The following is a 16,399-nucleotide window of genomic DNA, read 5'->3' as shown; positions in this document are numbered from 1 at the left end:
GGCAGCAGCAAGGCTTAAAAACCGTAACGCCGTACTACTCCTATTGGCATGGCTCCCTTCCCTGCATGCAGGGAAGGGAGCAGATCAGCGCAAAGCCGCCTCACGTGTTCTTGCGACCCGGCCTGCCAGCCTCGGCGCTGGTATCGCCACGAGAAGTAGTGGTACCGCTTGGGCGTGAGCCCCCGCCGTGGCTGTGTTCGCCACCCTTGCGACCGATGTCCGCCATATGGCTACGGTCCTCGCTTACGGCTTCACCGCCTTTCTGACCGATCGCGGACATATGCCCGCGATCCTGGCTTACCGTTTCGCCGCCTTTGCGACCGGCTTCGCGCGCCTCCTGGGAAGAGAACTCGTGCGCGTGACCGCTTTCATGGGCTGCGCGTCCGCCCTGGCTGGCGATCTCGCGCTGACGCGATTCGTCCATGCCGGCGAATCCACGCCCACCACCCTGTCCTCCGCGATGGTTACCTGTGTTCTGATTTGCCATTCTCGTAACTCCAAAATCGATATTGCGCACGACACGTTTGTGTATCGTACGAAACGATCATGGCGATACTCATCTGTAGCTGAAGTATCGATGCAGTGAAAATCACCTCAACGAAGCGATGAACAGCCACGTGCCTATCAGGTTGCATGCGGAGGCACTGGAAGCACAGCAAATAACAAAAAGATCACATAGCGGTTTTACGCAAGCGCAACGCATTCCCCACCACCGACACCGACGACAAGCTCATCGCCAGCGCCGCGATCATCGGCGACAAGGTGATGCCAAGCAGCGGATACAGCATGCCGGCTGCCAGCGGCACGCCCACCGCGTTGTAGACGAATGCGAAAAACAAGTTCTGCCGAATATTCCGCACCGTGGCCTGAGACAACGTCCGTGCCCGCACGATGCCACCGAGCTGCCCTTTCACCAAGGTCACTTGAGCCGTTTCCATCGCCACGTCGGTACCGTGTCCCATCGCAATGCCGATATCCGCAGCAGCCAGCGCAGGCGCATCGTTGACGCCATCACCCGCCATAGCGACTCGCCTACCCTGCTTGCGCAGTGTTTCGATCACCGCGGCCTTGCCGGCAGGCGACACTTCAGCATGCACTTCATCGATCGCCAGCTCGTGTGCCACCGCGTTCGCGGTCGTCGCGTGATCGCCAGTCAGCATCACGATACGCATACCCGATGCTTTCAGGTTTGCGAGCGCCTGCGGCGTGCCCGGCTTGATGCGATCGCTTATGGCGAACAAGCCGACTACCTTGCCGTCAATGGCCAGGAACATCACCGTGGTGCCTTTGTTGCGAAAGGCATCCGCTTTGGCAAGCGTCTCGGAGTCCAATGGTACGTGCATTTGTTCCATCAGCGGCGCGTTGCCGAATGCCAGACGATTCTCCTGCACTTTTCCGCTGACACCGCCGCCGACATGCGCCTGAAAATCGCTGATCTCGGGCAAGTTCACACCTTCGTCCTTGGCCGCCGACGTGATGGCCTTGGCAAGCAGATGTTCGCTTGCTTGTTCCAGACTTGCCGCTAACGCCAGTAGCTGCTTGCGATCATGATGATCGAGCGCAGCCACGGAAACGAGCGAAGGTTTTCCTTCGGTCAAGGTACCGGTCTTATCCAGCACCAGCGTATCGACCTCGCGCATGGTTTCGATCGCGGTTGCATCCTTGAACAGCAGTCCTTGCTGCGCGCCACATCCACTCGCCACCATGATCGAAATGGGCGTAGCCAAACCCAGCGCGCAGGGACAGGCGATGATGAGCACCGAAACCGCCGCGATCAGCGCATGTGCCAGACGTGGTTCCGGCCCCAGCCAGGCCCACGCGGCAAAGGCCAGCACCGCTACCGCGATCACCGCCGGCACGAACCACGCCGCTACGCGATCGGCCACGCGCTGCAGCGGTGCCTTGCTACGCTGTGCCTGCGCCACTTGCGCGACGATCTGCGACAGCACGGTGGATGCGCCAACCTTCTCCACGCGCATGGTCAGTGCGCCTTGCTGGTTGATCGTGCCGCCGGTGAGTGGGTCGCCCAGCGCTTTCGTCACCGGCATCGGCTCGCCAGTAAGCATGGATTCGTCCACGTCGCTGTGGCCGCTCAGCACCACGCCGTCCACCGGTACCTTTTCGCCGGGACGAATGCGCAGCACGTCGTCGCTCTGCACGTCGCTCAACGGCACATCGTGCTCTTCACCGTTCGCTATGCGTCGCGCTGTCTTGGGCACCAGGCCCAGCAACGCTTTCAGCGCCGCACCGGTGCGCCGACGCGCACGCCATTCCAGAAAGTCGCCCAACGTCACTAGCGTGACGATCACCGCGGCGGATTCGAAGTACACGCCGACGCGGCCATGCATGTCGCGAAAGCCCTGTGGAAACAGCTGCGGTGCCAGGAAGGCCAAGGCGCTGTAGAACCACGCCACGCCCGTGCCCAACGCAATCAGCGTGTACATGTTCGGCTGCCAAGGCCTGAGCGAACGCCAGCCTCGCGCGAAGAACGGCGCGCCGCCCCACAGCACGACAACGCTGGCGAGCGATGCTTCGAGCCACCCTGCCGCGTTTGACCATGAGCCAGGCAGATGCACGCCCACATGCGGCAGCATGGCGAGCAGAAACACCGGCAGCGTCAGCGCGATAAGCAGCCACAGCCGGCGACTTGCAGCACGCGCTTCCGCGCTGTCGTCCTCGTCCAGGCTCGGCATCATCGGTTCCAGCGCCATGCCGCATTTGGGGCAATCGCCGGGATGATCCTGCTGCACTTCCGGATGCATCGGGCAGGTGTAGATCGCGCCCGGCACTGGCGCCGCCGGTGCGTGCGCTGCGTGCGAATGCATCGGCGCCGCGTGCATCGCTGCGGGTACTGCATGTGCGTAACGGTCAGGTTCCGCATCAAACTTCGCCTTGCAGCCCGCGCAGCAGAAGTAGAACGTGTTGCCGGCGTATTCACTGCGATGTCTTGCACCAGCCGTATCCACGGTCATGCCGCAGATCGGATCGCGCGCTTTGGGTTCCGCCGCGTGACAGCACGAAGCTTGCGCGCTCATGTCTGCGGCTCCTCATCGGCCAGCGCACGCAAAATCGGGCAGTGTTCCGGATCGCCGTGTCCCGGGCAGGCTTCAATCAATTGCTGCAAGCCCTTGCGAATGCGCATCAGCTCGGCGATGCGCGCATCGATGCTCGCCAGCCGCTGTTCGGCGCGCTTGCGCACCGCCTTCACGCCGCCACGGCGATCCCCAGATAGCGCCAGCAGATCGCGGATTTCCTCCAGCGTGAAGCCGAGATCCTTGGCGCGGCGGATAAAACGCAGCCGCTTGATCGCTGTTTCGTTGTAGCTGCGGTAGCCGGAGGCGCGGCGCAGCGGTTCGGGCAACAGGCCTTCGCGCTCGTAGTAACGAATGGTGTCGATGGGAACGCCTGCGCGTTTGGCGACGGTACCGATGGTCAGCGAGGAGGTTGGCGTAGTCATGGAAGAAGTCTAGACCTTTGATCCAGGTCTAGAGTCAAGCGCTTTGCCACAGTCTCAAACAAGTCTCCCATGTTGAAAGTCCTGGCAAGGCTAGCCCCTCACCCCAGCCCTCTCCCCGGAGGGGAGAGGGAGTTGGATTCACCAATTCATTTTCCAGCCAGCTACTGCACGCTCATCCCGGTAACCTTGCCGGTTCTCAGGGGACTTTCATCACTCATGCATCCAACCGATTCCGAATCGCACAGCCGCGCCTCGCTTCCACTTGCGCCTTCGCTCGATCCCACCCTTGCCGCCGCGCACATGCCGCGGCAGTTCCGGCCGCTGGATGCGCGCGTGCTGTGGATCGGCTTCGTCGCCGTGTTGCTCGGGGCGGTGGTGGCGGTGGTCGCCAAGGCGTTGACGGCGCTGATCGGCCTTATCACCAATCTCGCCTTCTACGGTCGCTGGAGCTATGACTTCGTTAGCCCCGCGGGCAATCATTTCGGGCTTTGGGTGATCGTGGTGCCGGTGATCGGCGGGTTGATCGTTGGCGTGATGGCGCGTTGGGGCTCACGCGCAATCCGCGGGCACGGCATTCCCGAGGCGATGGAGCAGGTGTTGCTCAATGAAAGCCGCATTCCACCGCGCATCACTTGGCTGAAGCCGGTTTCCTCGGCGATCGCGATCGGCACCGGCGGTCCGTTCGGCGCGGAAGGTCCGATCATCGCAACCGGTGGCGCGCTTGGTTCACTGATCGCACAGCTGATGCACGTGACCGCCGACGAACGCAAGACGCTGTTGGCAGCGGGTGCAGCCGCCGGCATGGCAGCCGTGTTCTCGGCGCCGATTTCCGCGGTGCTGCTGGCCATTGAGCTGTTGCTGTTCGAACGCCGCGCGCGCTCGCTGATTCCCGTGGCGCTCGCCGCCACGGTCGGCACCGGCTTCCGCTATGTGCTGGAAGGCAATGCGCCGATGTTTCCGATGCCGCAGATTGCCACGCCTACCCTCCCCGCCATTGCTGCCTACATAGCGCTGGGCGTGATCGTGGGCGTTGCGAGCGTGGGCATCACGCGCCTTACCTATGCCATCGAAGATCACTTCGAAAAACTGCCGATCCACTGGATGTGGTGGCCGGCGCTGGGCGGCATCGTGGTCGGCGTGGTGGGTTATTTCATGCCGCTGACGCTGGGCGTGGGCTACAGCAATATTTCTGCTGTGCTGAGCGGACAGATCGGCCTGGGCGCCATGCTCGCGCTGTGTCTGTTGAAATTGCTGTCGTGGTCAGTCGCGCTGGGCAGCGGTACATCGGGCGGTACACTCGCGCCACTGTTCACCATCGGCGGCGCCATGGGCGGCGTGCTGGGCATGGTGCTGGCAAGTGCGGCGCCATGGCTGCAGATCGATCCGCATCTGGCGGCACTGGTGTGCATGGCGGCGATTTTCGCCGGTGCGTCGCGCGCGTTTCTCACCTCGGTGGTGTTCGCGTTCGAAACCACGCAGCAACCACATGGCCTGCTGCCGCTGCTTGGCGCATGCGCGGCAGCCTATCTCGTTTCAGGCTTGCTGATGCGCAACACCATCATGACGGAGAAGATCGTGCGCCGCGGTGTGCGCGTGCCCTCCGACTACGCGGCCGATTATCTGGACCAGATCTACGTGCGCGACGCCTGCAGCCGCAACGTGGTGAGCCTGCGCGCTGACGACACGGTGAAAGAGGTGCGTCACTGGCTCGCTTCCGATGGCGCCAGCACCAAGCATCAGGGTTTCCCGATGCTGGACGCGCACGGTCAACTGCTTGGCGTCGTCACGCGTCGCCAGCTTTACGACGAAACGCTGGCGGACGACATGCAAGTACGCACCTTGATCAAGCGCGCGCCGCTGGTGGTGCGTGAAGACCATACCTTGCGCGAAGCGGCCGATCACATGGTGGAATGGGACGTCGGCCGCCTGGTCGTGGTCAGCAAGGATGTGCCGCATCGCATGATGGGTATCGTCACACGTGGCGATCTGCTGGCGGCGCATGCGCGGCGGTTGCGGGAGGCGCGGCATGCATCACGGCAATTGGGTGGCAAGCCGGCAGTTTCATAACGTGGAGGCTGCGCATCTTCTCTAAGGGTTTTGTCGTGCCTTATCGTCATTCCGGCGAAGGCCGGAATCCAGTACAAACATGTCGTGCGAAGCACTCAACATAAAGGATGTTGTGTGCTTCGCACGGGTTATTTTCACTGGATTCCGGCCTTCGCCGGAATGACGGTAAGGCAAAGTTCTTCCTTGCGAAGAACGTGCAGACACTTATCTCAAACCAACGCATCATCCGCCGCCACAAACCCACCCGTCTGCCGCTGCCACAAGCGCGCATACAAGCCGCCATGCGTAATCAGTTCCGCATGCGTGCCCGTCTCCACTACCTTGCCCTTGTCCAGCACCACCAGGCGATCCATCCGCGCGATGGTGGAAAGGCGGTGCGCAATCGCGATCACCGTCTTACCTTCCATCAGGATCTCCAGGCTTTCCTGGATGGCGGCTTCCACTTCGGAATCGAGCGCGGATGTGGCTTCGTCGAGCACGAGAATCGGCGCATCTTTCAACAGCACGCGCGCGATGGCGATGCGCTGGCGCTGGCCGCCGGACAGTTTCACGCCACGTTCGCCCACGTGCGCATCCAGGCCGAGGCGGTCTTCGCCGTCAACCAGATTAGGGATGAATTCGTCGGCGCGGGCCTTGCGAATCGCTTCCTGCAATTGGGCTTCGCTCGCGTCGGGTCGGCCGTAGAGAAGGTTGTCGCGCACGGAGCGGTGCAGTAGCGACGTATCCTGCGTCACCACGCCGATCTGCGAGCGCAGGCTTTCTTGCGTCACCTGCGAAATATCCGTGCCGTCGATGTAGATGTGCCCCTCTTCCAGGTCGTACAGACGCAGCAGCACGTTCACCAGCGTGGATTTGCCCGCGCCGGATGGACCGACCAGGCCAATCTTCTCGCCGGGACGAACCGCCAGGTTCAAGCCGGACATCACGCCACCCTGCTTGCCGTAGTGGAAGTGGATATCCTCGAAGCGCACTTCGCCGGCCACCACTTCCAACGGCATCGCGCCTTCCTTGTCCTGCACGCTGCGCGGTTCTGAAATGGTGGTGATGCCATCCTGCACAGTGCCGACGTTTTCGAAGATGCCGTTCACCACCCACATGATCCAGCCGGACATGTTGTTGATACGGATCACCAGCCCGGTGGAGAGTGCGATCGCGCCGACCGTGACCTTGCCCTGGCTCCACAGCAACACTGCCAGCGCCGAGGTGCCGACAATCAGAAAACCGTTGAGCGTGGTGATGGTGAAATCCATCGCCGTGGTGAGACGGGTCATGCTGCGCAGCTTGCCGGTCTGCTCCGCCATCGCGTCGGCCACGTACTTTTCTTCGCGCTGCGTGTGCGCGAACAACTTGAGCGTCAGGATGTTGCTGTAACCGTCGACGATGCGCCCCATCAGCTTCGAACGCGCTTCGGACGCCAGCCAGGAACGCTGCCGGGTGCGCGGGATAAAGATGTAGAGCGTGCCCACATAGAGGAATAGCCACACCACCAGCGGCGCGGCCAGCCATACGTCGGCCTTGGCGAACATCACGATGGCGCTGCCGGTATAGATCGCCACGTACCAGATCGCATCGACGATCTGCACCGCCGATTCGCGCAGCGACGCACCCGTCTGCATGATGCGATTGGCGATGCGCCCAGCGTAGTCGTTCTGGAAGAAGCCCAGGCTCTGGCGGATCACGTAGCGATGGTTCTGCCAGCGGATGCGGTTGGTGAGGCTGGGCACCACCGCCTGGTTCACCAGCAAGTCGTGCAGGCCGATGAACACCGGACGCAACACCAGGGCAACGAAACCCATCCATAGCAACTCGCGCCCGTGGATGGCGAAGAAATCCTTGCTCGGCGTGCCCTTGGTCATGTCGACGATGCTGCCGATGAAGCCGAACAGCGACACTTCCACCAGCGCCACGCCAAAGCCCACCACGATCGCCACCGCAAACACGGGCCAAACCTGGCGCAGGTAGAACACGTAGAACCGTCCCACCAACTTCGGCGGCATGGTGTCGACCGGGTCCTTGAAGGCGTCGATCAGTGATTCGAACCAGCGGAAGATCATGGCGCGGGGTCCATTTGGGCCATAGGTTAAGACGGAGAGGCACTATACAAGGTTGGTCTGCCGGGGCTCTCCTCTACTCCGGAGAGAGAGAGAGAGAGTTGGGTCTGGGGGCACTACCTGCGTACCCTCGTTGCCGTCATTCCCGCGAAAGCGGGAATCCATGTTGCTCTGAGGTCAAAAGCGACGATGGATTCCCGCTTTCGCGGGAATGACGGCCATGAAGATTACGCGAGCAACGTCACTTCATCGCAAGGCCATCCCCTAACCCTAGCCCTCTCCCTGGTGGGTAGAGGGAACAGATCACCGCAGCGCCTGAATGCTAACCCTGCGTGAAAAACGATTTGGTGAAGGAACAATTGACCAGCGGCTGCGCCATTCGGATCATGCCTAGATGCGCACTCTCCTCCGTAAGCTCATTGTCCCCACGCTGCTGCTGGGTTCTCTGCTGATCGGCGCGTACCCTGCCCTCGCGCAGAACGCCCCCGCCTCATCCGACGCACCCGCCAGCGCAAGCTCCGCGGCGGATCCCGCGCAGACACTAACCAGCCTCAGCAAGCAGTTGGACGACCTCAAGACCACGTTCAACGGCAAATCGGGCAACGCCTCGTTGACCGATCTGCGCACTCAGGCGGGCGACGTGCAGCAGCAGGCCGATCAGCTGGTGCAGACGCTCTCGCCCGAATTGGAAAGCACGCAGACGCGCTTGACCGTGCTCGGCCCCGCCCCGGCGGCTGGCGCGCCGCCAGAAACGCCAGCGGTCAGCCAACAGCGGCGCCAGCTCGAACACGACAAGGCCAAGCTCGACAGCCAGATCAAAGAAGCGCAGTTGCTGAGCCAGGACGCCACCAAGCTCGCTTCGCAGATCGTCGAAGCGCACAACGCGCAGTTCCAGGCGCAGCTCGGTTCGCGCACAAATTCACCGCTGGGCATCCGCTTTTGGCAGGACTTGAAGAAATCCTTTCCAGACGACCTCGCGCGCGTGCAGCGCGTCAAAGAGCTACTGCTGGAAGGTGCCGGCATCGCCTGGCAGCCCGACAATCGATGGCCGCTGCTGCTTTGCTTGATTGGCGCCGTACTGCTGATCGTGCCCGGCCGCTGGCTGGCGGAGCGCGCCGCGCTTGCACTCGCCAGCCGCTATCTGCCGGATGGTCACCTGCGGCGTAGCGCGATATCGGTGATCTTCACGCTGGCGGTCACGCTGTCGATCGGGCTGGCCGCGTGGCTCGCGTACCTGGGCTTCAACTGGAACGACACACTGGACGAAGACGTGCAAACCTTCGTGCAAGGGACCGTGCGCACGGTGTTCTTCTCTGCGTTCATTGCCGGTCTCGGACGCGCGCTGCTTTCGGTGCGGCATCCTTCCTGGCGCCTACCAGCGCTCACCAAGTTCACTGCACGCAGCCTGCGCTGGTTTCCGTGGCTGCTGGGTGGCGCCTTCCTGCTGCTCGGCGTGATTGGGCACTTGAACACTTTCGCCGGCGCCAGTCTTCCCGCCACGGTCTGCACGCGCGCGATCCTTGCCTTGCTGATCACCGGACTGGTCGGCGCGGCGCTGCAGCGCGCCAAGCGCGCACGCAATACGCAGCGGCAGCAAGGTGAGAAACCGCCTCAGCACGCATTGTGGGTCGGTGGGCTGTTCGGGCTGGCTACGCTCGGCGTGGTGATTGCGTGGCTGGGCGTGCTTACCGGCTACGTAGCACTGGGTTTTTTCATTTCGTGGCAGATGTTGTGGATCGGCATGATCGTGGCATCGCTGTACATGCTCTCGCATCTGCAGCGCGATCTGTTCGATACCTTACTCGCGCCACAAGGACGCAGCGGGCAGCGCCTGCAATCCACTTTCAACGTGCAGCCAGCCACGCTGGAGCAGGCATCCACTATATTTTCCGCGCTTGGCCAACTGCTGTTGCTGCTGGTGGCGGTAGGTACGCTGCTGGTGCCGTTCGGCGGCGGGCCGCAGGACATTTTCGCGCACATCGGTAACGTGTTCAGCGGGCTGCGTGTGGGGCAGCTCACCATCAAACCGGGCGCGATCTTGAATGCTGTGCTGGTGTTTGCGCTGGGCATGGTCGCGGTGCGCATCGTCCGTACATGGTTAGCCGAGCAGTTGCTGCCCAAGACCACGCTCGACATCGGTATGCAGCACTCCATCATCACGCTGCTAAATTACATAGCGGTGGTGATCGTGTTCGCGCTGGCGCTGCGCACGGCCGACGTCAGCCTGGAAAGCCTGACGTGGATCGCCAGCGCGCTGTCGGTCGGCATCGGCTTCGGTCTGCAGGCGATCGTTTCGAATTTCATTTCCGGCCTGATCCTGCTCGCCGAGCGTCCAGTGAAAGTCGGCGACTGGGTGAGCATGCCCGGCGTGGAAGGCGACATCCGCCGCATCAACGTGCGTGCCACCGAGATCCAATTGAGCGACCGCTCCACCATGATCGTGCCGAACTCACAGTTCATCACCCAGAACTTGCGCAACGTCACGCACGGCAACTCGCTTGGCCGCGTGAAGCTGAGCCTGCCGATGCCGCTGGATACCGACGCGGCGAAGGTGCGCGAAATCATGCTGGAAGCGTTGCACGCGAACGAATCTACCCTGGATGCACCCGCGCCTGCGGTAACGCTAGACGACATCACCAGCTCGGCGATGACGTTCACGGGCGTAGCCTATGTGCGCAGTCCGCGTGACGCATCAGCGGTGAAAAGCGCGCTACTGTTCGACGTGCTTGCGCGGCTGGCGAAGTCGCAGCTGCCGTTGTCCTCGCCGCAGAGCATGATCGTGCGGAACCTGGGGCCGTTGGGTGAGGATAGTCCGGCGGCGCCGGGGCAATGACTTCCACGAAGCAAAATCGAAGCATTGACTAAGCCCCTCCCCCTGCTTGCAGGGGGAGGCTGGGAGGGGGTGAACACTTGCGGGAAAGTCTCAAGCAAGTATTCACCCCACCCCAACCCTCCCCTGCAAGCAGGGGAGGGAGCCCATCTCTGCACTTGTGCGGATACGAATGAAGCGTGGAAATAAGACAAAAGCGCGTACCATGTAACACACCACGCTCCAGAGACTCCCTCCCATGGGCTTCCTGCGCATCGTCCCTGCTCCGCCGCTCGCCTCCGTCATCGAGGCCATCTGGGACTGGGACATGCCCGCGGACGCATTGCGCTACGAGCGTATCCTGCCCAGCCCGGGCGCGGGCCTGATCATCAACCTGCTCGAAGACGAAACACGCGTTTACCAGGACGACGAAACGCGCCATTGCATTCGCGCATCGGGTAGCGTGATCGGCGGGCCGTATCGGCACAGTTGGATCATCGATACCGCCGAACAGGTGCGCGTGATGGGCGTGATTTTCAGGCCCGGCGGTGTGCATGCATTGATAGGGCTCAGCGCCGAAGAACTCGGACAGCGCGATATCAACCTTGACGATATGTTCGGCGTCAGCGCCCGCAGCTTACGGTCGCGTCTGCTCGAAACCACTCATCCGATGCAACGCCTGACGCTACTGGAGCAATGGCTGCACACGCTACGTGATGAGCCTATCTGGGACGCCGCGATTCTGCATGCGGTCGCCGCGCTGGCCCGCGTCCCGGACGTGCCGGGTATCGGCAAGCTTCAGCGGGAGAGCGGCTATTCGGCGCATCGTTTCGGGCTGCTGTTCCGCCGCCACGTTGGGATGACGGCCAAGCAATACGCGCGACTGATGCGTTTTCGCGCCGTGGTGGATGTGGCCCATCCCACCAATCAGATCGATTGGGCGCGTATTGCTGTCGACGGCGGCTATTGCGACCAGGCGCATATGAGCCACGAATTCCGCCGCTTCGCCGGCATGACGCCTTCCGAGTTCGCGGCCACGCGCGGGCCATACCCGAACCACGTTCCGCTCTGAACACCGCCCAAAAAAATCTACAAGACGCACTCAACACCGTGGCTTAAGTTGTAGCGACGTTTCCAACAAGGCGCATCGTCATGAACGATAAAGTTATTCGCGGCAGCACCATCATTCCCGGCTTGCGCTATCGCGACGCTCACGCCGCCATCGACTGGTTGTGCAAGGCGTTCGGTTTCGAAAAACATGCGGTGTACGAGAACGAACATGGCCGCGTGATGCATGCGCAACTGGTACACGGCGGTGGCATGGTGATGCTCGGCGAGGTTAGCCCGGATGGTTTCGGCGAATACATAGCACAACCGGATGAAATCCACGGCCGCGAAACGCAATGCGCGTGCGTGATCGTCAGCGACTGCAAGGCGCATTACGAGCGTGCGAAGGCAGCGGGCGCAGAAATCGTCGAGGAGTATGCGGAGAAGGAGTATGGCGGTGCAGGTTATGCCTGCCGCGATCCGCAAGGGCATTTGTGGTGGATCGGTAGTTACGATCCGTGGCAGGTGGCGTGAACCGCCTTTCTTCCTCTCCCCTCCGGGGAGAGGATCGAGGTGAGGGGCCAATCTTGCGAAAAAGATGTGTATCAACGCAAGGTTCGCCCCTCACCCAACCCTCTCCCCGAAGGGGAGAGGGCTATACATGCATTACTGACACTTCTCGTTCTTCGCCGCGTGGTAACCGGCCGCCTGCGCGTCCGACGCGCTCATGTACTTGCCTTCCTTGGTCTTGCCGTACCACTTGCTGCCTTCGCAGTGATACGTCTTGGTCTTGGAACCGGTGTTCACCCACACCTGGCCCGCGCCGCCGCCTGCTGCCGGCGTGGCAGCCGGTGCCGCCTTCGAAGCCGCCATAGACTTGCTGGCTGCCGCAGGTGCCGCAGCCGGAGCCGATTCGGCCGCCGGTGCAGCAGCGGCAGAGGAACCGCTGGCCGACTTGTTGATGCCCTTGTGTCCGTGGCAGGCACCCTTAGTGGTGGTTACCGTCTGCGACGTACCGTCCTTGCATTGCACCGTCATGCTGCCTGCGGCGGCGGGAGCCTGCTGCGCATAGAGGCCCGGGGCCATCAGCGCGGCGGCCAGTACTGCGATCAACCCAAACGATTTCATGTGATTCCCTCCAGCTTACTTGCCCTATAGGAAGCGCCCTGTTCGCAATGAGCAGGGTTCCCCTGATGTGCCGCTCCACGAGGAGCCTGTCGGACTTGAGTCGGCCGGACTGCAAATCCGCCTGCGCGGTCCATATTTCCGTCGATCCTTGACCCATAGAACCACTATGGGCCTGCGAATCGCCGAAAATCTGTCCTCACGCAGTCGAATTTTCGCCTCGACCACTCAAGCCCGACAGGCTCCTAGAGACGACATGCCCAAGCGCCAATCACCTACAGCGCCTGCGGCGGCAACTATGCCTGAAAACCATGTCAGCCAATACGCCCTACTTCGCCTGATTTACTTTCGGTTTCACCTCGGCTTGCGGCCGCGCCACCGCATACATCGCCCAGCTGATGTCCTTGAACAAGCCGAAGCGATCGCTGCCTACCTGGTAAAGGTCGAAGTGTGTGCGGTCCGGAATGAAGCGAAATTCGGCATGCGCGCCAAGCCCGTCCAGCACGGTCTTCAAACGATGCGCTGCACCATCCAAGTAGAAGGTATCGGCGGTGCCGACATAGAGATGGATCTTGCCGTCCAGGTCCGGCTTCAAGCTCGGCCATTCGGCTTGCAGGCGATGGGCAATGTCGTAGTGATCGCGCCAGTAGGTCACCACTTGCGGATTCACGTCACCGGTATCGCGATCGAACATCTGCTGCGGCCGGCCATCCTTGCCGCGCGGCGAGAACACCCATTCGAACGACGCCAACTGGCCACCGTACGGCCCGAGCACACGCTCCATCTGCGCGAACTGCTCGTAGGTGCCAAGCACCTGGCCCTTGTCACGCACCAGCGGCCACGGCGTACCGTCCGGCTTGCGATACACGTTAGCGTGCGGCGCATACAGATCAGGGCCGGTGAAGTCGTGGAAATCGCTGGGATCGGGCGACGTCGACCAGGTGCCGCCGAAGATCTTCGGATAACGCGTCTGCAGCCACAGCGTGGCCCAGCCGCCGGAGGAATGACCGTTGAGGAAACGGCCGTTCACATCGGCGTCCATGTGGTACTTCGATTCCAGATAAGGAATCAGTTCGGTGGTCAGTGCCTGTCCCCACGGGCCGTTGTTCACCGAATCGGCGAACTCATGCGTGCCGGTGGCGCTGGATTCGTCCAGAAACACCCAGATCATCGGCGGCATCTGACCGCTTGCCATACCGGCCTGCACATAGGCCATCGGGCGTGCCAGCCGATCCTTGTTGCCGCTGAAGCCGTGCGTGAAGTACACGGTGGGATAGCGCTGATTGGACGATGCGTCATAACCCGGCGGCAGCACCACGTAGCCGTACATGTGGATGTCGCGTCCCCAGAATTGCGACAGCGCGGGGCTCACGAAGTCGATCGGCTGCGCTTGTTCGCGCAATGCCTTTGCCGCATCGCGAAGATTGGCGGGCACGGAATCGGGCAGCGTCCAGGGATCCTTCGCGTCCACGGTTTCATCCAGCTTGATCGTTGGACTATCCGTCGCGGGCAAATGCACCGGGATCACCTGACTCATGATGTCGCCGGCAGCGCGACCCAGGTAGTTGTAATCGTGATTGACATCCAGCACCGCCTGCACCAGATAGTCGCCAGGCGGAAGCTTCGACCACGCATCGGGATACGCGCGCATGTCTGCGTCGATATCGATGGTCTGACCTGGCACGAGGCGATCCACTTCCTGCGCGGCAATCGCTGTTTGCGTCGGATGGAAGGGGTTGGCATCGATCTCCGTGACCTTGCCGTCTTTCGCCTCGGCTTTTGCTGCGCCGGCTTCTTCGGCGAACAGGATCAATCGGCCCGATACCGGCTGCGTTTCCTTGCCAGCCAATTGCACGTGGAAGAAGCGGTGCGCAGATGCGGTTTGTGGTTCTTGTTTTGCGCAGGCTGCGAGCAGGCCGAAGCTTAGTAGTGCGCCAAAAATCAATTGACGTGAATGCATGAATGTTTCCCCAAAATAGATAAACCCCAACACCGCGATACCCCTCCCCCTGCTTGCAGGGGGAGGTTGGGAGGGGGTGAATACTTGCGGGAAAGCTTGAGGCTAGTACTCACCCCACCCCAACCCTCCCCCGCAAGCAGGGGAGGGAGCTTGTCTTTCACGACATAAAAGACGCGATCAATCAGCCTTCGCTTCCTCCGCCTTCACCGGCGTCAATCGCAAATCCTGAAAATCGAAACTGAAATCCGTCAGCGGCGAAATCGGCTCCATGCGTACTTCGCGCACATGACCATCCACATCTAGCGCAAAGTTCACGAACGCATCCGCGTTCAAGGAACGATCGTCCCAGCGCACGATGAAGGTATCGTGCTGCCACGGCGTCATCGTGCCTACCAGTTGTTTGGTCTTGCTGAAGCGCAAGCGCAGCTTGCCCCCTTCGTTGGCGATGACGATATCGCCATACCAGGGGTCACGATAGGTGCTCGCGTAATTCGCCAGCGGCAATGACGGTTTGCTCTTCGCATCGCGCGCGGTCTCATGCTGTTTCCAGCTTTCGTCCGCCTTGCCCTGCGAGTGCTTCACCGCCTTGTCGTACACCGCCACCCAATCGGTCTTGCTACCCGAGTTGAGGTAAGCGTCGAGCACGCGATAGGTGATGGCGTTGAACGCAGCACCGCTTTCCTGATTGGTAAGCACCACCACGCCCAATTTCAGGCCCGGCACCAGAGTCACGCGCGAGACCATGCCGGGCCATCCGCCCGTGTGCCACACCAGTTTCTGGCCGTGGTAATCGCTGAGGAACCAGCCTTCGCCATAGCCGGCGAAGTTCGGCATGAGGGCTTCGAGTTCCGGAATTGGCGGCTTGCTCACCGGAATGGGCGTGAGCATCGTCCACATCTGGTTCTGGCTATCCTGCGAGAACAGGTGCCGCGACTTGCCGTCTTTGTCCTTGCTGGGCAGTTCGCCGCCTGCAAGCTGCACATTCATCCACTTGGCCAGGTCGTGCACGCTGGCGTAGATTCCGCCGGCGCCAGGGTTGTTGGTCCACGCCATCGGCGGCACCGGTTTCAGATCCTTGAAATTGAACAAGGCGTGGCCGGTGGCGACATCCATGTCCGGCTTCAGATAGGTCATGTCGACTAGCGATTCGTCCATGCCAACCGGCCTGAAGATGTGGTCGCGAAGGTAATCGGCGTAGCGCTGGCCCGAGACGTTTTCGATCACCAGCGTGGCGACGGCAAACAGGATGTTGTCGTACGCGTAGTGGCTACGAAAACCGTTGGCGATCGGCACCTTGGCTAGGCGTTCCACTACGTCCTTCGTGCTGTAACTGGTCGGCGGCCAATACAGCAGATCGCCCGCTCCCAGGCTCAAACCGCTGCGATGCGCCAGCAGATCGCGCACGCGCATGTCGTGCGTCACGTAGGGATCGGACATCTGAAACCACGGCAGGTAATCGGTGACCCGCCCGTCCATGTCCACTTTGCCCTGCTCGGCCAGCATCTGCAGCGCAGCGGCGGTGAAGGCCTTGGTGTTGGAAGCGATCGCGAACAACGTATGTGCATCCACCGGTTCGGTCTTGCCGGTTTCGCGCAAACCGTAGCCCTGCTCCAGCACCACCTTGCCGTCCTTCACGATCGCCACCGCGATACCGGGCACGTTGAACGTCTTGCGCGCATCGTCCACATAGGGGCCGAAGTCTTGCAGTGTCGGCGGCAGAGCGGGCCGTGCATCGTGCGACGCATCGGTTGCAGACACCGGTTGCGTCTGCGGCCAGGCCTGCACAGCGGTGGCGAAAGTCAGCAAGGCGCAGCATCCGGCAACGCGCAGGGACAAGGACGGAAGAGGCATAACGGCTCCGTGGCGGGCAAAGCCGCAGTCTA

At 61.8% G+C, this 16,399-nt stretch carries 11 protein-coding genes; 4 read left to right on the top strand and 7 right to left on the bottom strand.

From position 1 onward, the window contains the following. Positions 1-100: 100 nt before the first annotated feature. From ISP18_RS09615 to ISP18_RS09605, 3 genes are all read right to left on the bottom strand, one after another. Positions 101-487, bottom strand: a complete 387-nt coding sequence (locus tag ISP18_RS09615; protein WP_380010061.1) for a KGG domain-containing protein — start codon at positions 485-487, stop codon at positions 101-103. 184 nt (positions 488-671) lie between these two features. Beyond that, complete coding sequence (locus ISP18_RS09610) at positions 672-3,035, bottom strand: heavy metal translocating P-type ATPase (protein WP_380010058.1); 2,364 nt, start codon at positions 3,033-3,035, stop codon at positions 672-674. After that, positions 3,032-3,457, bottom strand: a complete 426-nt coding sequence (locus ISP18_RS09605) for a heavy metal-responsive transcriptional regulator (RefSeq protein ID WP_380010055.1) — start codon at positions 3,455-3,457, stop codon at positions 3,032-3,034. Before ISP18_RS09605 ends, ISP18_RS09610 begins: the two co-directional genes overlap by 4 nt. Positions 3,458-3,757: 300 nt before the next feature. Between ISP18_RS09605 and ISP18_RS09600 the strand changes: the two genes are divergently transcribed. Further along, entirely contained in the window at positions 3,758-5,524 is a 1,767-nt protein-coding gene (locus tag ISP18_RS09600) for a chloride channel protein (protein ID WP_380011023.1), read from the top strand. A gap of 209 nt (positions 5,525-5,733) precedes the next feature. Here ISP18_RS09600 and ISP18_RS09595 read toward each other — a convergent pair whose 3' ends face one another. Beyond that, the gene (locus tag ISP18_RS09595; protein ID WP_380011020.1) at positions 5,734-7,575 is read right to left on the bottom strand and encodes an ABC transporter ATP-binding protein; all 1,842 of its coding nucleotides are present in this window, start codon (positions 7,573-7,575) and stop codon (positions 5,734-5,736) included. Between the two features lie 394 nt (positions 7,576-7,969). Between ISP18_RS09595 and ISP18_RS09590 the strand changes: the two genes are divergently transcribed. The 3 genes from ISP18_RS09590 (at position 7,970) to ISP18_RS09580 (ending at position 11,965) form a co-directional block, all read left to right on the top strand. After that, positions 7,970-10,408: a DUF3772 domain-containing protein gene (locus tag ISP18_RS09590; protein ID WP_380010052.1), complete on the top strand. Its 2,439-nt coding sequence runs from the start codon at positions 7,970-7,972 to the stop codon at positions 10,406-10,408. Between the two features lie 235 nt (positions 10,409-10,643). After that, on the top strand, positions 10,644-11,456 hold the full coding sequence (locus ISP18_RS09585; RefSeq protein ID WP_380010049.1) for a DUF6597 domain-containing transcriptional factor: 813 nt from the start codon (positions 10,644-10,646) through the stop codon (positions 11,454-11,456). A gap of 80 nt (positions 11,457-11,536) precedes the next feature. After that, entirely contained in the window at positions 11,537-11,965 is a 429-nt protein-coding gene (locus ISP18_RS09580; RefSeq protein ID WP_380010046.1) for a VOC family protein, read from the top strand. A 132-nt stretch (positions 11,966-12,097) separates the two neighbouring features. On the opposite strand, the gene ISP18_RS09575 is transcribed toward ISP18_RS09580, so the two are convergent. From ISP18_RS09575 to ISP18_RS09565, 3 genes are all read right to left on the bottom strand, one after another. Then, on the bottom strand, positions 12,098-12,559 hold the full coding sequence (locus tag ISP18_RS09575; protein WP_380010043.1) for a hypothetical protein: 462 nt from the start codon (positions 12,557-12,559) through the stop codon (positions 12,098-12,100). A 325-nt stretch (positions 12,560-12,884) separates the two neighbouring features. Continuing rightward, positions 12,885-14,516, bottom strand: coding sequence for an alpha/beta hydrolase (locus ISP18_RS09570; protein WP_380010040.1), 1,632 nt, complete (start codon positions 14,514-14,516; stop codon positions 12,885-12,887). Positions 14,517-14,693: 177 nt separating this feature from the next. Next, positions 14,694-16,367: a serine hydrolase gene (locus ISP18_RS09565; protein WP_380010037.1), complete on the bottom strand. Its 1,674-nt coding sequence runs from the start codon at positions 16,365-16,367 to the stop codon at positions 14,694-14,696. Positions 16,368-16,399 lie beyond the last annotated feature (32 nt).

Source organism: Dyella humi, assembly GCF_044904605.1.
In the GTDB taxonomy this organism is placed as follows: Bacteria; Pseudomonadota; Gammaproteobacteria; order Xanthomonadales; family Rhodanobacteraceae; genus Dyella_B; species Dyella_B humi.
Note: the sequence above shows the minus strand (reverse complement) of the source record. Positions and strands in the feature narration are given on the sequence as shown.

Coding starts and splice junctions, on each gene's coding strand:
- ISP18_RS09615 (WP_380010061.1), bottom strand. CDS start 487: ATGGCAAATCAGAACACAGGTAACCATCGCGGAGGACAGGGTGGTGGG.
- ISP18_RS09610 (WP_380010058.1), bottom strand. CDS start 3,035: ATGAGCGCGCAAGCTTCGTGCTGTCACGCGGCGGAACCCAAAGCGCGC.
- ISP18_RS09605 (WP_380010055.1), bottom strand. CDS start 3,457: ATGACTACGCCAACCTCCTCGCTGACCATCGGTACCGTCGCCAAACGC.
- ISP18_RS09600 (WP_380011023.1), top strand. CDS start 3,758: ATGCCGCGGCAGTTCCGGCCGCTGGATGCGCGCGTGCTGTGGATCGGC.
- ISP18_RS09590 (WP_380010052.1), top strand. CDS start 7,970: ATGCGCACTCTCCTCCGTAAGCTCATTGTCCCCACGCTGCTGCTGGGT.
- ISP18_RS09585 (WP_380010049.1), top strand. CDS start 10,644: ATGGGCTTCCTGCGCATCGTCCCTGCTCCGCCGCTCGCCTCCGTCATC.
- ISP18_RS09580 (WP_380010046.1), top strand. CDS start 11,537: ATGAACGATAAAGTTATTCGCGGCAGCACCATCATTCCCGGCTTGCGC.
- ISP18_RS09575 (WP_380010043.1), bottom strand. CDS start 12,559: ATGAAATCGTTTGGGTTGATCGCAGTACTGGCCGCCGCGCTGATGGCC.
- ISP18_RS09570 (WP_380010040.1), bottom strand. CDS start 14,516: ATGCATTCACGTCAATTGATTTTTGGCGCACTACTAAGCTTCGGCCTG.
- ISP18_RS09565 (WP_380010037.1), bottom strand. CDS start 16,367: ATGCCTCTTCCGTCCTTGTCCCTGCGCGTTGCCGGATGCTGCGCCTTG.